The sequence below is a fragment of the Haemophilus haemolyticus genome (assembly GCF_003493685.1).
Lineage (GTDB): Bacteria > Pseudomonadota > Gammaproteobacteria > Enterobacterales > Pasteurellaceae > Haemophilus > Haemophilus haemolyticus_O.
In genome coordinates this window covers 21764-36706 of the sequence record NZ_QQJW01000003.1, presented here as the reverse complement: position 1 = coordinate 36706, position 14943 = coordinate 21764, and the positions used below count along the sequence as shown (strand labels likewise).

Below are 14943 nucleotides of genomic sequence, written 5' to 3'. Positions count from 1 at the left end.
TTAGGGATTTTTTTATTCTGATGGCGGAGGAATAGGGATTCGAACCCTAGGAGGGCGTAAACCCTCGCCGGTTTTCAAGACCGGTGCCTTCAACCACTCGACCATTCCTCCGTGATTGATGCGCGTAGTATAATGAATATTTTATTGATGTAAATAGAAATTTGATGATTTAACTTTAGATGATGATAATTTATTCATTTTGATGAAATTAATTCCATTAATACCATTGACTTTTTTATCCCTAGCCCTTACTTTACTGAAGACTTTTTACTTATTTTACAAGGAGCTTTTATGCAATCACGTCTTATTGTGGATGCTCAACAAGAATCGTTATTCAGCACACATAAAGTGTTGCGTAACACGTATTTTTTACTGGGATTAACAATGGCATTTTCGGCTGTTGTTGCGTTTATTTCAATGAGTCTAAACTTGCCATATCCAAATATTATTGTGTTATTAGTGGGTTTTTATGGCTTACTTTTCTTAACAAATAAATTAGCTGATCGTCCTGCTGGTATTTTGGCGGCCTTTGCTTTCACAGGATTTATGGGATACACCATCGGGCCAATTTTAAATATGTATGTGGCACGTGGCATGGAAGATTTGATTATGCTTGCATTCGCAGGAACTGCTATCGTATTTTTCGCATGTTCCGCTTATGTATTGACTACAAAAAAAGATATGTCATTTTTATCAAGCGCAATGTTTGCATTATTTATTGTGCTATTGCTTGGTATGGTGGCAAGTTTCTTCTTCCAAATTCCTGCGTTATCAGTCGCAATTAGTGCATTATTTGTTGTCTTCTCTACAATGACTATTTTGTATGAAACCAGTAATATTATTCACGGTGGAGAAACAAATTACATTCGCGCAACCGTGAACATCTATGTTTCAATCTACAATTTATTCTTGAGTTTATTAAGATTACTTTCTATCTTTTCAAGTGATGAATAATGATTGAATTTTGACTTTATGACCCCACTATTTAGTGGGGTTATTTTTTGGAATAGGCAATGGAAAAACAAATTTTTGAACATTCAGTTAATGTAGAGGAAGAACAATATCAGCCTAAGCAAGAGTTTCATAATGTGGAAACAAAGTTAGATGAAGCGTTAGACGGAGAGTTACTTGATGCTCAGCTTGAACAGGCATTGAAACCAAAATCAGGTTTTGGAAAAACTTTATTAAAATTTACCGCACTTTTATTTGGTGCAGCGACAGTTGCGCAATCCGTTCAGTGGATTTGGGATAGCTATCAACAGCATCAATGGATTTATCTTGCTTTTGCTTTAGTCAGTTTAATTGTCATTTTATTGGGGATTAAAGAGATTATTGGCGAGTGGCGACGTTTAGTTCGTTTAAAAAAACGTGAGCAATTGCAACAACAAAGTCAGCAGATTTGGTTAGAAAGTGCGGTAAAAAATGGCGATGTTTTTTCTGTTCAGAGCGTAGAAAAAAGTAAAGTTCTTTGCTTAGATATTGCAAAATCGCTACGTTTGGAAAATGACTATCCAACGGTGATTCAATGGCAACGTCAATTAAATGAAGCTTATTCAGCGCAAGAAATTACTCATTTATTTAGTCGTAATGTTTTGTCTACTTTTGATTCGCAAGCTAAAAGATTGATTAGTAAAATGGCCGCTGAATCAGCGGTGATTGTCGCGATTAGTCCACTTGCTGTAGTGGATATGTTTTTTATTGCGTGGAGAAATCTTCGATTAATGAATAAGATTGCTGAGATTTATGGAATTGAATTAGGGTATTTTTCACGTATTCAGTTGTTAAGAATGGTATTGGTCAATATCGCTTTTGCTGGAGCAACCGAAGTAGCACAAGATATTGGAATGGATTGGCTTTCTCAAGATGTGACAGCAAAATTGTCTGCGCGTATCGCTCAAGGAATTGGTGTGGGATTACTCACTGCTAGATTAGGCGTGAAAGCAATGGAACTTTGTCGCCCGTTAGCATTTCAATTAAACGAAAAACCAAAACTGTCACATATTCAACAGGAATTACTTAGTTCGGTAAAAGATATTGTTCTCGGTAAAAACAAAATTTACAAAAAGGAGCAAATCTGATGAAAATCGAGGTTGTTTATCAACATAGCGATTTTATTATTATCAATAAGCCTGAAGGCATTAGTGTTCATAAAGATCAAGAAGAACAAGGCTTAACAGAACTTGTTTCAAAACAACTGAATGTGCCTCAAGTATGGTTAGTTCATCGCTTGGATAAAGTAACGTCGGGGCTATTAATTCTGGCGCTGAATGCTGAAAGTGCGACTGAATTTTCACGACTTTTTTCTGAACATAAAATTCATAAAACTTATTTGGCATTAAGTAAGCAGAAGCCTAAAAAGAAACAAGGATTGATCGTCGGGGATATGAAGAAAGCCCGAGATGGTGCGTGGAAACTTTGTCAAACTAAAGAAAATCCAGCGATTACGCGTTTTGAAAGTGTAAGTTGTGAGCCTAATTTACGTTTATTTATTTTAAAACCACAAACGGGAAAAACGCATCAATTACGTGTTGCGATGAAAAGTTTAGGTAGCCCGATTTTAGGCGATGGGCTTTATGGTAACACTGAAAAAATTGACCGCACTTATTTGCATGCTGCTCAATTGGAATTTGATTATTTGAATGATTTTATTTCGGTAACTTGTTTACCCTCTCAAGGTCAATTTTGGATTAAATCCAGTGTGTTTGAGCAAATTAAGGCTTATCTGGCAAAGCCGTTTTTATCAAAATAGAAATCTCTGTATAATAAAGACAATTTTACTCTTTAATAGGAACAAAAATGAAATTTATCTCTTTTAATATAAATGGTTTACGTGCTCGACCACATCAACTTGAAGCCATTATTGAAAGATATCAGCCAGATGTAATCGGCTTGCAAGAAATTAAAGTCGCTGATGAGGCTTTTCCTTATGAAATTACAGAAAACTTAGGTTATCACGTATTTCATCACGGACAGAAAGGCCACTATGGCGTAGCATTATTGACTAAACAAGAACCTAAAGCGGTTCGTCGAGGTTTTCCAACAGACAATGAAGATGCGCAAAAACGCATTATTATGGCTGATCTTGAAACTGAATTTGGTTTATTGACTGTAATTAATGGCTATTTTCCTCAAGGGGAAAGCCGTGCGCACGAGACTAAATTTCCAGCTAAAGAGAAATTTTATGCAGATCTTCAACAGTATTTAGAAAAAGAACACGATAAATCGAATCCTATTTTAATTATGGGGGATATGAATATTAGCCCAAGTGATTTAGATATTGGTATCGGCGATGAAAATCGTAAGCGTTGGTTACGCACAGGGAAATGTTCTTTCTTACCAGAAGAACGAGCGTGGTATCAACGTTTGTACGATTACGGATTAGAAGATAGTTTCCGTAAGCTTAACCCAACAGCAAATGATAAATTCTCGTGGTTTGATTACCGTTCTAAAGGTTTTGATGATAATCGAGGTTTACGAATTGATCATATTTTAGTAAGTCAAAAATTGGCTGAGCGCTGTGTCGATGTGGGCATTGCATTGGATATTCGAGCAATGGAAAAACCGTCTGATCACGCACCGATTTGGGCTGAATTTAAATAGGAAAGCGAAATGGATATGGCAAATTGGCAGAATTATCGTTCTACTGTGAATGGTATGCCCGCCGTGTTTACCGCAAATATTGAAGATGTTGAAAAATATCACGGTAAAGATCTCGATAAAATAGTGCAATTCACTATTGCTTATAAAGCAGATGATGAAACAGGTTTGCCCTCAGAAGTTGAATACGATAAGTTAATTAATCGTGTATTTAAAATTCTGGCGCAATTAACCGCACTTCCAAATGTATTTTTTGCGGGACATTTTATTTGTAATGCCCAAGCTAAAATGCATTTTTATTGTGAGCATGAAAATCTTGTTGTAGAAACTTTACAACAAATTGATTTTGTTAAAGATATTAATATACAAAAGGATTTAAGTTGGGATACTTATTTTGACTTTTTGCTTGCTTCTCCATTAGAGATTAAATTAAATGCAACGGAAGAGTTACTTGATTTGCTGAAAAATAAAGGTCGTGATTTAAGTGATACGTATCTAGTGGAGCATAGTTTTCATTTTGATGAAGAAGAGAAAATGTTCCCTTTCATGGATGAGCTTAGTTTAGGTGATTATTCTTTCACGACATTACAATATTCCGCACAAGCTATTCAGTTTAATGAAGATGATGAACCTTATTTCTTGGTAAAATTAGAGCAAGAAATTTCATTAGATAATGGTGAGATTTTTGAACAAGTAGAACGTTTTGAAAAACTGGCTGGTCAATTTGCGGGAGAGTATATCGGCTGGGAATGTGATTCTTTGATGGATGCGAACAAGCAGCTGAATTAGTTTTTTTAGATACTCATAATCCATAAAAAAGAGAGATATTTACCTCTCTTTTTTAATGTAATTTAACTTTTCGGCGCATTTTACGCATTAATAAAAACACCCATGGCCATAGTATTCCCGACGCTAAAGCTCCAAAGATTTCTTGCCAGTTAAAAAATGCAGTATGCAGAGAGAATTCGACTAAGAAAATAGCTAATCTGACAATAAACACAAACGCAATTACTAAAAGACTTTGAAACCAAAGCGATAAATTTCTGAGTATGAGATAGTTTTTTGCCACAAAATAAATTGTCACAGAAAGGACTAAAGCATGAATGCCTAATGTGGAACCTAGGATTAAATCCCATACAAGCCCTAATAAAAATGCCCATCCAATACTGACTTTATTTGGAATGGCCAGAACCCAGTAAAGTAAAACGAGAACTAACCAAGCAGGTTTAAATGCCTGAAAACCAAGTGGCCAGGGTGCGAGTTCTAGCACTAATGCCACCACAAAAAAACTCAAAATAGTGAGCCATTGTAAAATAAAGCGAGTTTGCATTAATCTTCTTCCCTATGTTCTTGTTGTTCTGACGGTACAGCTTCTTCATTTTGCGGTGCATCAGTTGGAATTTCAGGTTCAACCGTTGATTTATCCTTATTTTCTTGAAGATTATCGTCTGTTAACGGGGCTTTTTTTACTTTGTAATCAGCTTCATTCGCTTGGCTTTCTAAACGTTTTTGTACTAAATTACGCACTTCTTCTGGAGACATAGATTTTACTTTAGACATATCTAAATTACTTGGCCAAAGCAGCAATACATAGCGTAAGCGTTCAAGGGCGGCGAGAGGTTTGGCTTTGACCGTCGCAAAGTAATTGGAACCATCGCGTGAAACGCTTTGTACAACCGCTACTGGATAGCCTTCAAGGAAACGGCCACCAAGACCAGACGTTACAAGTAAGTCACCTTTTTCGATATCCACAGAACGAGGTACATTATCAAGAGTTAGCTCATCAGTATGCCCAGTTCCACTTGCAATGACGCGAACATCGTTACGTAGAACTTGTACTGGAATAGAATGGGTGACGTCAGTTAAGAGCAGTACTCGGCTGGTGTTCTCGCCCACAGAAATAATTTGACCAATGACGCCTTTTTCATCAATTACAGGCTGACCTACATAAGCACCGTCTTTTTCGCCTTGGTTAATAACAATTTGTTGACGATAAATATCAGTTTCTGCAGTTAAAATTTCCGCAATTTTTTTGTATTCATCGGTACGTAAAGGGGAGTTTAACAATAAACGTAAACGTTGATTCTCGACTTTGAGTTGATCTAGTAAGAGTAAATCTGCATTTTTTTCACGTAATTGTTCGCGTAATACTTTATTTTCGATTTGTAATTTACTGGTATCCACTAAATTATCTGATACCCCATCTAATACTGTACGAGGGCTATTGGCAAGATAATAGAGCCCACCCACAGCAGTTTCCATGGCACTGCGAGCTTTAGTCATTGAATTAGTTTGACCATCAGCTAAGATTAAAGAAAGGGAAGCAGCTACAGCTAATAATAATCGAATGCCAAGCGGGGGGGCTTTACCGAAAATAGGCTTCATTAAGCGTCCTACGTTGAGATAAAAAGATTAAAAGGAAAAGTGCGGTCATTTTAACCGCACTTTTTATTTTTGGTCTAAATTAAATTTCGTCACTAAAAATGTCGCCACCGTGCATATCGATCATTTCTAATGCCTCACCACCACCGCGAGCAACACAGGTTAATGGATCTTCTGCGATAATGACTGGAACGCCAGACTCTTTAGAGAGAAGCGTATCAATATTACGCAATAGTGCACCACCACCAGTTAGCACCATACCTCGTTCAAAAATATCAGCTGCGTGCTCTGGTTGACATTCCTCAAGAGCAGTACGAACAGCGGTTACGATACCATTTAATGGCTGTTGAATAGCTTCTAAAACATCGCGTGAGGTTAAGGTGAATGAACGAGGTGCGCCTTCAGCAAGATTGTGACCATGCACTTCCATTTCTTTAATTTCATCACCTTCTTGAATGTAGGCTGTACCGATTTCTTGTTTGATACGTTCTGCTGTTGGTTCGCCGATAACAGAACCAAAAGTGCGGCGAACATAAGAAATAATTGCTTCATCAAAACGGTCACCACCGATACGAACTGAAGAAGAATATACGATACCGTTTAAGGAAATTACAGCGACTTCAGTTGTACCACCACCGATATCAATTACCATAGAACCAACTGCAGTAGAAACAGGTAATTTAGCACCGATTGCGGCTGCCATTGGCTCTTCAATTAAATATACTTCACGTGCACCAGCCCCGATTGCGGATTCTTTAATTGCACGACGTTCTACTTGTGTTGCACCAGCAGGCACACAGACCAGTACACGAGGGCTTGGACGCATAAAATTACCGCTGTGAACTTGTTTAATAAAGTATTGCAACATTTTTTCTGTAACAAAGAAGTCTGCGATTACACCATCTTTCATTGGGCGAATGGCAGCGATACTTTTTGGCGTACGTCCAAGCATTAATTTTGCTTCTTTACCTACAGCCGCGATGCTTTTTAATGAACCAACGCGATCTTGTCGAATTGCAACAACGGAAGGTTCATTTAATACAATACCTTGACTTTTAACGTAAATTAACGTGTTTGCTGTACCTAAATCGATAGAAAGATCGTTTGAGAAGAGTCCACGAATTTTTTTAAATAACATAATTATTCCATTCTAAAATCAGAGTTAATTTTGTTTGACTGGAAAAGTGAAATTATTTCACAGCCAAGCACGCAAAAAATTGTGCTAAATGTACCAAAAAATGCGTTGAAATTACAGTTGTTTTTCATGTTTTTTACGTTAGTTGCCACTGGCCTTTATCTTGCAGAGTCAGTTGTTGCTGATGTAAAGCTTTCAGCGTTGAACGGTGGCCAACACTGATTAGCGTGGTTTTTGGTAGCTCTTGTTTTAATAGTTGATACATCGCAAATTCTAAACCTTCATCCATACTTGCTGTGGCTTCATCTAAGAAGGCTACGGCAGGTTTGTGTAGAATCAAACGCGCAAATGCTAAACGCTGTTGCTCGCCAAGAGAAAGAATACGCGTCCAGTCTTGTTCTTTATCTAATTGTTCAGCCAAATGTCCTAGTTGCACTTTGTTTAATATTTCTACTGCTTGCGTATGTGAAATATTGTCAGGCTTATTGGGATAAGTTAATGCCGACATCAAATTTCCTTGTGGCACATAGGGTTTTTGCGATAAGAAAAGTTGACTGTTTGTTGGGCAAATCACTTCACCTTCTGCGTAGCTCCAAAGTCCTGCGATTGTTCGTAAAAGTGTCGTTTTCCCTGCACCAGATTTTCCTTGAATGAGTAAACTCGTTCCTTGCGGTAGCGTAATGTTGAGATTTTCTACCAGTGTGTGACCTAATGGATTTTTAACACTTAAGTTTTTGAAAATCACATCTGTTGGATGATTGTGGATCTGTGTTTGTGATTTATTATTTACTTTTTCAATGGCATAACTGAACCCAGTTAAACGATCTAGCGTTGCTTTATAGCTTGCAAAATTATCATAAGTATTGCGGAAGAATGAAAGATTTGCGTGTAACTGACCAAATACTTGCAAGGTTTGCATTAGATCGCCTAGTTTTATTTGTTTTTCAAAGTAACGTCCAACTTGAATTAATAATGGAAAAACAACAGAAACTTGACTTACAACTAAGTTAAATCCTGAAAATTTTAGCGTTCTAAATACTATGACCCACATGTTATGGATGACAGTATTGAATTGTTGATAAAGCTGATTTTTTTCTACTTTTTCACCTGCATAAAAAGCAATGCTTTCAGCATATTCTTTAATGCGAATTAAAGAATAACGATAGTTTGCGTTTAGGCGTTCATTAATAAAATTCAATGAGATTAATGGACGACCGAGCCAAAATGCAATGAAGGTAGTGAAAATGACATAACCAAACACTAAAAATACCATCATATGCGGAATTTCTACACCAAGTACTATCATTGGTCCTGCTAATCCCCATAATAAAATACTGTAAGAAATGATTGAGGTTACCGCATCAATGACGCCTGTGCTTAAAGAAAGGGTGGTTTTTACATAAGATTGCACATCTTGTTGAATACGTTGATCGGGGTTATCTAGGTTTTCTGATAAATACTGTGTTTTGTAATAGGCGCGATGTGCCATCCATTTATCAACAAGCTGTTCGTTAAGCCATTCAATCCAGTTGATGACGAAACGTTGCTCTAAATAATAGCTTACTAATGCTGCTGAAACAGAACTTGCGGCAATGACGCAGAACAAGCCCATTTGCTGCCAAAATACATGTTCATTAAATTCTTGCAATGATGTGTACATATTTTTGTACCACTCAGAATGTACAAGGCTGATACGTACGCTGAGTAATGTCGTCGCAACAATAAGCAGAAAGAATAGGATAGGTTTTATGCTACGTTTAGGTGAAAGATAGCCACCTGCAAACATCCAAAATTGTTTTCCCCATTGGGTAAAACGTACCAAAAGAAAAATGCCAAAACTAAAGACGACTGAGGTGATGGCTAGCGTTTGTAAAATCCAAATAAGAGAAGTAATGGCTTCTTGGCCGTAATCCATAAATATTCCATCCGAGATAAAAGTGCGGTAAAAAATAACCGCACTTTTTGTAAAAGGGTCAAAAATTTTCGGTATTGTAGAGTCTATGCTCAATTTCGCAAGAAAAAATGTGACGAACATATCATTTTTTGAGTTTGGTTAAGGTTTTCAAAAAACAACTTGGATATAATCCGAAGGAGTTAAATTTCATTTTTAAGGGGTCAATATGAGTGATATTGCAATCACGATTAGTCTTCTTGCCCTTGTTGCCGTAATCGGTTTATGGATCGGGCATTGGAAGATCCGTGGGGTTGGGCTTGGTATCGGTGGTGTGCTATTTGGTGGCATCATTGTGGCTCATTTCACTAATCAATATGGCTTGAAACTGGATGCGCATACGCTGCATTTTGTGCAAGAATTTGGTTTAATTTTATTTGTTTATACTATTGGTATTCAGGTTGGACCTGGCTTTTTTTCTTCTTTACGAAAATCTGGTTTAAAGCTAAATGCCTTTGCCATTTTGATTATTGTGCTGGGTTCTGTTGCGGTGGTTCTTGTACATAAAATTGCGGATGTTCCACTTGATATTGCCTTAGGTATTTATTCTGGTGCTGTCACCAATACGCCTGCGTTGGGGGCAGGGCAGCAAATTCTGGCAGAATTAGGGGTGCCTCAAACCACTGTGACTATGGGGATGTCTTATGCGATGGCTTACCCATTCGGAATTTGCGGTATTTTGCTTGCAATGTGGTTAATCCGCTTATTTTTTAAAGTCAAAGTAGACGATGAAGCCGCTCGTTTTAATGCTGAGAGCAGTCAAGATAAAGAAAGTTTACATAATATTTCTTTAAAAGTGACAAACCAAAATCTAGATGGTCTTACGTTAATTCAAATTCCAGGATTTAGTGATGAAGAAGTCGTATGTTCACGTTTAAAACGCGATGATATGGAAATCGTTCCAAAGGCAAGTACTGAGATTCGTACCAACGATATTTTACAACTAGTTGGGGATGATAATTCGCTTGCAAAAATGCGTTTGATTATCGGGCACGAAGTTGATGCACCAACCGTTGCCTATAGTGGCGAAATTCGTTCCGAGCGAGTGGTAGTGACGAACGAAAAAGTCTTAGGTAAAAAGATCCGCACTTTGGGGATTCATCAAAAATATGGCGTGGTGATTTCACGTTTAAATCGTGCAGGTATTGAGCTAGTTCCAACGGGAAATACCACACTGCAATTTGGCGATGTGCTACATATGGTGGGACGCAGTGATGTACTAAATCAAGCCATTTCAGTCATTGGTAATGCACAACAGAAATTACTTCAAGTGCAAATGTTACCAGTGTTTATCGGTATTGGTTTAGGTGTGCTTGTAGGCTCGATTCCATTTTACATTCCAGGTTTCCCTGTCGCATTAAAATTAGGGCTTGCTGGAGGACCATTGGTGGTTGCGTTGATCTTAGCGAGAATTGGCACGATTGGTAAACTTTACTGGTTTATGCCACCTAGTGCTAACTTGGCATTGCGCGAAATAGGGATTGTTCTTTTCTTGGCTGTGGTAGGTTTAAAATCAGGTGGAAGTTTCTTTGATACCTTGTTGAATGGCTCTGGTCTTGAATGGATGGGATATGGTATTTTTATCACCTTTATTCCATTAATGATTACCGGTATTTTGGCTCGCCTATATGGCAAACTGAATTACCTTACAATCTGTGGTTTACTTGCCGGTTCCATGACAGATCCTCCAGCTTTAGCATTTGCTAATGAAATTAAGGAAGATAACGGTGCAGCAGCACTTTCTTATGCAACTGTGTATCCATTGGTGATGTTCTTGCGGATAATGTCACCGCAGTTATTAGCAGTGCTATTGTGGGCAGCATAGCCAAAATAAGTTCAATTTATACAAACAAAAGCGCGGTTAATTTCGCGCTTATTTTTTGCGTGGATTTTGCGCGAGAGAGTATTCAATGATAGAATCTCGCACTTTTATTGCGAAGCGAGAATAAAATGGCACTAGTTGAATTTTTGATGGAAACCTTAGATGGGTTAAAGGGAACAGATATTGTACATTTTGATGTACGTGGAAAATCATCAATTACAGATAATATGATTATTTGCACGGGTACATCAAGCCGTCAAGTTTCTGCAATGGCAGATAATTTAATTATAGAATGTAAAAAAGCAGGTTTTGAAACTTTTGGTGAAGAAGGTAAAGATACTGCAGATTGGATTGTAGTGGATCTTGGTCAAGCAATCGTACATATCATGCAACGTGACGCGCGTGAAATGTATCAATTAGAGAAACTTTGGGCGTAAATTTTAGTAAAGTGCGGTGAAAAATAACCGCACTTTTTAGATAAGGATGACTTGTGAAAATCACGTTAATTGCTGTCGGAACAAAAATGCCTTCTTGGGTTACAACGGGTTTTGAGGAATATCAACGCCGTTTCCCAAAAGATATGCCTTTTGAACTGATTGAAATCCCAGCAGGTAAGCGTGGAAAAAATGCTGATATTAAACGTATTTTAGAACAAGAAGGTAAAGCGATGTTAGCTGCCTGTGGGAAAGGTAAAGTCGTGACATTAGACATTCCAGGTAAACCTTGGACCACACCACAGTTAGCCGAGCAACTAGAAGCGTGGAAAAACGATGGCCGTGATGTATGTTTGTTGATCGGTGGGCCTGAGGGGCTTTCGCCAGAATGCAAAGCTGCCGCAGAGCAAAGTTGGTCGCTTTCTCCCTTGACATTACCTCATCCGCTTGTTCGTGTTGTGGTGGCTGAAAGTTTATATCGAGCGTGGTCCCTCACGACTAATCATCCTTATCACCGAGAATAGTAAATCCTCATTTTTAGTCAGATGAATTTAAAAAGATTCTTCAATACGCCAACTCATGAACCGTTTCGCGATAAAAAAGCGGAGCGTAACCTTTTTGCACGCCGAACTTTAGTGGCTTTTTTGGGGATTTTGCTACTAACAGCGGTGTTATTCACCAATATTTATCAGCTACAGATTGTTAATTTCGATACTTACCAAACGCGTTCTAATGGTAACCGAATTAAATTATTACCTTTACCTCCAACGAGAGGCTTAATCTATGATCGTTACGGAAAATTATTAGCCGAAAATCTTACTTTTTTTGGTTTATATATTGTGCCAGAAAAAACCGAAAATTTAGACCGCACTTTAGATGAATTACGCTACATTGTGGGATTGACGGATAACGATATTGAAAATTTTAAAAAGGAACGTCGTCGCGGAACGCGTTACACGCCTATTTTATTGAAACCGAATTTAACAGAAGAACAAATCGCACGTTTTGCAGTGAGTGGCTATCAATATCCGAGTTTAGATGTGCGTCCTTATTTCAAACGTTATTATTTATATGGTGAAATTATGACTCACATTTTAGGTTATGTGGGCAAAATCAACGATAAAGATGTTGAGCGTTTGAAAAAAGATGAAAAATTTGCCAATTATTCTGGTAGCAACGATATGGGCAAATTGGGGATTGAACGCTATTACGAAGATGAGTTACATGGCACCACAGGTTTTGAAGAAGTAGAAATTAACAATCGTGGTAAAGTTATTCGCAAGTTACGTGAACAACCTTCTGTAGCAGGAAAAAGCATTTATCTTACTATCGATTTAGAGTTGCAGCGTTACATCACAGATCTTTTGGCAGGGCAAAAAGGTGCGATTGTTGTATTGGATCCGAAAGATAGTGGTGTGCTGGCTATGGTATCTACGCCAAGTTATGACAATAATTTGTTTGTTGATGGTATTTCCTCCGAAGATTATAAGCGCTTATTAAATGATCCTGCTCGTCCGCTTTATAGTCGTGCGACCCAAGGTGTGTATCCTCCTGCTTCTACGGTGAAACCTTTTATTTCAGTGGCTGCACAAACTGAAAATGTGATTACTCAAAATACGACGATTTTTGACTCTGGCTATTGGGTATTGCCAAATACGACTAAGCGATTCCGAGATTGGAAAAAGAGCGGTCATGGTTATACAGATTTAAATAAAGCAATTACAGAATCATCCGATACTTATTTTTACCAAGTCGCTCATAGTATGGGCATTGATCGTCTTTCTGATTGGATGAAACGTTTTGGCTTTGGTATGCCAACAGGGATTGAAATTCAAGAAGAAACTGCTGCCAATATGCCAACCAGAGAATGGAAACAAAAACGTTATAAACGCCCTTGGGTGCAAGGCGATACGATTTCGGTTGGGATTGGTCAAGGTTATTGGACGGCAACCCCGTTACAAGTAGCAAAAGCGACGACGATATTGGTCAATAATGGCAAAGTAAATACACCGCATTTGATGAAAGCAATTGAAGTATCTACATTAAAACCTTATGAAGATCCGTTACTTTATCCTGATATTAAAGAAGCTAAGCAAAGCTACTGGGATGCAGCGAAACGCGGTATGTACAATGTTGTTAATGCTGCAAATGGGACTGGGCGAAAAGCCTTTGCAGATGCTAATTATCGTGTTGCAGGAAAATCTGGTACTGCTCAAGTATTTAGTTTAAAAGAAAATGAAAAATACAATGCGGCAGGATTGAAAAAAGAACTACATGATCACGCATGGTTTACCGCATATGCGCCTTATGAAAACCCTAGATTGGTTGTGACAGTTATTTTAGAGAATGCGGGTGGTGGATCAAGTAATGCCGCACCATTAGCGCGTAAAGTGATGGATTACTATTTAAATCAGCGTTTACCACAAGTTGAAAAATATAATGCAACCATTCAGCAAAAAGAAGATTTACCACAAGAGAGCGAGCAAATAAATGAAAGATAAAATCCCTTTCTGGTTGCGCGCATGGCAACGTTTGCATATTGATTTTTGGCTTTTTATCGGCTTAGTTGCAATAACAGCCTATGGCATGCTTGTGCTTTATAGTGCCACTGGTGCGAGTGAAACGATGTTTAACAACCGGATTATTCAGGTTTTTCTTGGATTTACTGTTATGCTCGTCATGGCACAATTTCCACCTAAATTCTATCAACGCATTGCGCCTTATCTTTATCTGATAGGCTTTATCATGTTGATTTTAGTGGATGCTATTGGAACAACCAGTAAAGGTGCACAGCGTTGGCTTGATCTTGGATTTATTCGTTTTCAACCCTCTGAAATTGTAAAGCTTGCGGTGCCATTAATGGTCGCTGTGTATTTAGGTAATCGTCCACTTCCACCTAAATTAAGTGAAACCTTTATTGCGATTGCAATGATTATGATTCCGACTTTACTTGTGGCTATACAACCAGATTTAGGTACATCAATTTTGGTAAGTGCGTCAGGTTTATTTGTAGTATTTTTAGCTGGAATGAGTTGGTGGTTAATTTTGGCAGCAGTGATTGGCTTAGCTGGATTTATTCCGATCATGTGGCTATACCTAATGCACGATTATCAACGCACTCGCGTTCTCACATTATTGGACCCAGAAAAAGATCCTCTCGGTGCCGGCTATCATATTTTACAATCAAAGATTGCGATTGGTTCTGGTGGGCTTTGGGGAAAAGGTTGGATGCAGGGTACGCAATCCCAGCTTGAGTTTTTACCCGAACCTCATACAGATTTTATTTTTGCTGTAATGAGTGAAGAACATGGAATGGTTGGTTTTCTTATTTTGATCTCCATTTACATGTTTATTATTGTACGTGGTTTGATTATTGCCGTGAACGCTCAAACCTCTTTTGGGCGAATTCTTGTTGGTGCAACGACGTTAATTTTCTTTGTTTATGTGTTTGTTAACATAGGCATGGTAAGTGGTATTTTACCTGTAGTGGGGGTACCATTACCTTTATTCAGCTATGGTGGAACGTCTTACGTTGCTATTATGGCTGCTTTTGGCTTGGTGATGTCAGTTCATACACATCAAGTAAAATTTATGAAAGGGAACTAATTTCATTTTTACTTTT

General features: G+C 38.0%; 14 protein-coding genes and 1 tRNA gene. 10 read left to right on the top strand and 5 right to left on the bottom strand.

Features of this window, described 5'->3' with window-relative positions; translation table 11 throughout:
• Nucleotides 1–21: 21 nt before the first annotated feature.
• Nucleotides 22–111, bottom strand: a tRNA-Ser gene (locus DV434_RS03760).
• Between the two features lie 180 nt (nucleotides 112–291).
• Between DV434_RS03760 and DV434_RS03755 the strand changes: the two genes are divergently transcribed.
• The 5 genes from DV434_RS03755 to DV434_RS03735 are packed head-to-tail and all read left to right on the top strand — an operon-like array spanning nucleotide 292 to nucleotide 4386.
• Nucleotides 292–954, top strand: coding sequence for a Bax inhibitor-1/YccA family membrane protein (locus DV434_RS03755; protein ID WP_118811489.1), 663 nt, complete (start codon nucleotides 292–294; stop codon nucleotides 952–954).
• Nucleotides 955–1013: 59 nt separating this feature from the next.
• Nucleotides 1014–2078: a YcjF family protein gene (locus tag DV434_RS03750; protein ID WP_118811488.1), complete on the top strand. Its 1065-nt coding sequence runs from the start codon at nucleotides 1014–1016 to the stop codon at nucleotides 2076–2078.
• The gene (locus DV434_RS03745; RefSeq protein WP_118811487.1) at nucleotides 2078–2749 is read left to right on the top strand and encodes a TIGR01621 family pseudouridine synthase; all 672 of its coding nucleotides are present in this window, start codon (nucleotides 2078–2080) and stop codon (nucleotides 2747–2749) included. Before DV434_RS03750 ends, DV434_RS03745 begins: the two co-directional genes overlap by 1 nt.
• Nucleotides 2750–2796: 47 nt before the next feature.
• Nucleotides 2797–3600 carry an exodeoxyribonuclease III gene (gene xthA / locus DV434_RS03740; RefSeq protein ID WP_005637573.1) on the top strand — a complete coding sequence of 268 codons (804 nt, stop codon included), beginning with the start codon at nucleotides 2797–2799 and terminating at the stop codon, nucleotides 3598–3600.
• Nucleotides 3601–3609: 9 nt separating this feature from the next.
• Nucleotides 3610–4386, top strand: a complete 777-nt coding sequence (locus tag DV434_RS03735) for a TIGR01619 family protein (RefSeq protein WP_118811486.1) — start codon at nucleotides 3610–3612, stop codon at nucleotides 4384–4386.
• A gap of 52 nt (nucleotides 4387–4438) precedes the next feature.
• On the opposite strand, the gene mreD is transcribed toward DV434_RS03735, so the two are convergent.
• The 4 genes from mreD to DV434_RS03715 all read right to left on the bottom strand — a co-directional run bounded on the left by mreD (nucleotide 4439) and on the right by DV434_RS03715 (nucleotide 9029).
• On the bottom strand, nucleotides 4439–4927 hold the full coding sequence (gene mreD / locus DV434_RS03730) for a rod shape-determining protein MreD (RefSeq protein ID WP_118811485.1): 489 nt from the start codon (nucleotides 4925–4927) through the stop codon (nucleotides 4439–4441).
• The gene (gene mreC / locus DV434_RS03725; protein WP_005629099.1) at nucleotides 4927–5982 is read right to left on the bottom strand and encodes a rod shape-determining protein MreC; all 1056 of its coding nucleotides are present in this window, start codon (nucleotides 5980–5982) and stop codon (nucleotides 4927–4929) included. Before mreC ends, mreD begins: the two co-directional genes overlap by 1 nt.
• 79 nt (nucleotides 5983–6061) lie before the next feature.
• A complete protein-coding gene (locus DV434_RS03720; RefSeq protein WP_118775210.1) occupies nucleotides 6062–7117 on the bottom strand; it encodes a rod shape-determining protein in 1056 nt (351 codons plus the stop codon).
• A 133-nt stretch (nucleotides 7118–7250) separates the two neighbouring features.
• Entirely contained in the window at nucleotides 7251–9029 is a 1779-nt protein-coding gene (locus tag DV434_RS03715) for an ABC transporter ATP-binding protein/permease (protein ID WP_118811484.1), read from the bottom strand.
• Between the two features lie 205 nt (nucleotides 9030–9234).
• On the opposite strand from DV434_RS03715, the gene DV434_RS03710 reads away from it, so the two are divergent.
• From DV434_RS03710 to rodA, 5 genes are all read left to right on the top strand, one after another.
• Nucleotides 9235–10890 (top strand): putative transporter, encoded by a 1656-nt coding sequence (locus DV434_RS03710; protein ID WP_118811483.1) that lies wholly within the window; start codon nucleotides 9235–9237, stop codon nucleotides 10888–10890.
• Between the two features lie 125 nt (nucleotides 10891–11015).
• Nucleotides 11016–11324, top strand: a complete 309-nt coding sequence (gene rsfS, locus DV434_RS03705) for a ribosome silencing factor (protein WP_118785025.1) — start codon at nucleotides 11016–11018, stop codon at nucleotides 11322–11324.
• A gap of 53 nt (nucleotides 11325–11377) precedes the next feature.
• Nucleotides 11378–11845 (top strand): 23S rRNA (pseudouridine(1915)-N(3))-methyltransferase RlmH, encoded by a 468-nt coding sequence (gene rlmH, locus DV434_RS03700; protein WP_005649848.1) that lies wholly within the window; start codon nucleotides 11378–11380, stop codon nucleotides 11843–11845.
• 21 nt (nucleotides 11846–11866) lie between these two features.
• A complete protein-coding gene (gene mrdA / locus DV434_RS03695; RefSeq protein WP_118811482.1) occupies nucleotides 11867–13822 on the top strand; it encodes a penicillin-binding protein 2 in 1956 nt (651 codons plus the stop codon).
• On the top strand, nucleotides 13812–14927 hold the full coding sequence (gene rodA / locus DV434_RS03690; protein WP_118811481.1) for a rod shape-determining protein RodA: 1116 nt from the start codon (nucleotides 13812–13814) through the stop codon (nucleotides 14925–14927). The genes mrdA and rodA overlap by 11 nt, the downstream gene beginning before the upstream one ends.
• Nucleotides 14928–14943 lie beyond the last annotated feature (16 nt).

What these genes read in the sequence shown, in the direction of transcription:
- DV434_RS03720 (WP_118775210.1), bottom strand. Translation starts at nt 7,117, where the DNA reads ATGTTATTTAAAAAAATTCGTGGACTCTTCTCAAACGATCTTTCTATC.
- DV434_RS03745 (WP_118811487.1), top strand. Translation starts at nt 2,078, where the DNA reads ATGAAAATCGAGGTTGTTTATCAACATAGCGATTTTATTATTATCAAT.
- mreD (WP_118811485.1), bottom strand. Translation starts at nt 4,927, where the DNA reads ATGCAAACTCGCTTTATTTTACAATGGCTCACTATTTTGAGTTTTTTT.
- xthA (WP_005637573.1), top strand. Translation starts at nt 2,797, where the DNA reads ATGAAATTTATCTCTTTTAATATAAATGGTTTACGTGCTCGACCACAT.
- DV434_RS03755 (WP_118811489.1), top strand. Translation starts at nt 292, where the DNA reads ATGCAATCACGTCTTATTGTGGATGCTCAACAAGAATCGTTATTCAGC.
- DV434_RS03750 (WP_118811488.1), top strand. Translation starts at nt 1,014, where the DNA reads ATGGAAAAACAAATTTTTGAACATTCAGTTAATGTAGAGGAAGAACAA.
- mrdA (WP_118811482.1), top strand. Translation starts at nt 11,867, where the DNA reads ATGAATTTAAAAAGATTCTTCAATACGCCAACTCATGAACCGTTTCGC.
- rodA (WP_118811481.1), top strand. Translation starts at nt 13,812, where the DNA reads ATGAAAGATAAAATCCCTTTCTGGTTGCGCGCATGGCAACGTTTGCAT.
- mreC (WP_005629099.1), bottom strand. Translation starts at nt 5,982, where the DNA reads ATGAAGCCTATTTTCGGTAAAGCCCCCCCGCTTGGCATTCGATTATTA.
- DV434_RS03715 (WP_118811484.1), bottom strand. Translation starts at nt 9,029, where the DNA reads ATGGATTACGGCCAAGAAGCCATTACTTCTCTTATTTGGATTTTACAA.
- DV434_RS03710 (WP_118811483.1), top strand. Translation starts at nt 9,235, where the DNA reads ATGAGTGATATTGCAATCACGATTAGTCTTCTTGCCCTTGTTGCCGTA.
- DV434_RS03735 (WP_118811486.1), top strand. Translation starts at nt 3,610, where the DNA reads ATGGATATGGCAAATTGGCAGAATTATCGTTCTACTGTGAATGGTATG.
- rsfS (WP_118785025.1), top strand. Translation starts at nt 11,016, where the DNA reads ATGGCACTAGTTGAATTTTTGATGGAAACCTTAGATGGGTTAAAGGGA.